2 protein-coding genes are annotated in these 925 nt (G+C 35.8%); one reads left to right on the top strand and one right to left on the bottom strand.

The features are described 5' to 3' along the window. Positions 1-116 precede the first annotated feature (116 nt). Complete coding sequence (locus tag EWH91_RS14295) at positions 117-569, bottom strand: RNA-guided endonuclease InsQ/TnpB family protein (protein ID WP_165364344.1); 453 nt, start codon at positions 567-569, stop codon at positions 117-119. Between the two features lie 149 nt (positions 570-718). Here EWH91_RS14295 and EWH91_RS14290 point away from each other — a divergent pair. After that, positions 719-925, top strand: a 207-nt coding sequence (locus tag EWH91_RS14290) for a hypothetical protein (RefSeq protein WP_206184354.1), incomplete at its 3' end; no start/stop codon positions are given.

Here is a 925-nt window from a genome sequence, read left to right as displayed (position 1 = left end):
TCCATTCTGGAGAGGTTTATTCAGGCATCAGACGGTGAACGTGGAGCGAGCAATTGAACCCGTTCCCTTGTCCGATTTTCATAGATTATCTGGAAACTACTTTACCAAACTCTGTCCTATTTCACGGATTTTAGCGAAGAGCCATCATTTTTACAATGATTAATTCGTTCATACAATTTAGCCACTTTAATTTTTTGCTTTCGATAATTCATACATTGATCCCATGTTTTATTAGGATCCTTCCAAACCCTCTTTTTAGCAATTAATTGACGATGAGATAACTTACGTTTTTCTCTTTTTAATTTTTGTTCTAACTGTTTGGAAAAATGCATATTGGGTATCTTAGTTCCATCAGACAGGATGGCGAAATCAGCTAATCCCAGATCAATGCCAATCTCAGAATTTGTTTTAGATAATTCATTAATTTCACATTCCGTATTAATCGCTATAAAATACTTACCACTTGGATTCTTCCTGACTGTTGCTGAAATAATTCTTCCTTCGATTTCTCTTGTCCTGGCATATTTAATTTTGCCTAGTTTAGGTAATTTAATAATATTTATCGTCAACGATTGCAATATTGTTATTCGTAAAGTTGGTCTTATATGATTGATGAGGATTCCTTTTGCTCTTAAATCTAGTGCATCGTAGCCAAGATTTTGAAATTAATTGTAATACTTTACCTTTTTTGATAGACTCTATTTAAAAAGGTGAAATAATGCGTCCTATAAAATACATCGTTGCTTTAACTGACGACGAAGTGACCCGGCTTAAGAACATCCTGAAAGACAAAACGATCAATCAAACCATCAAGAAACGCAGTCAGATTTTACTTGATGCCGACATCAATCACGGAGAAACACACCAGCGCAAAGAGATTGCGAAGTATAATCGTGTTGCCCCCTCAACCGTGGCCAACGTGACC

The organism is Sporolactobacillus sp. THM19-2, assembly GCF_004153195.1.
In the GTDB taxonomy this organism is placed as follows: domain Bacteria; phylum Bacillota; class Bacilli; order Bacillales; family Sporolactobacillaceae; genus Sporolactobacillus.
This window is presented reverse-complemented; position numbering and strand designations above follow the sequence as displayed.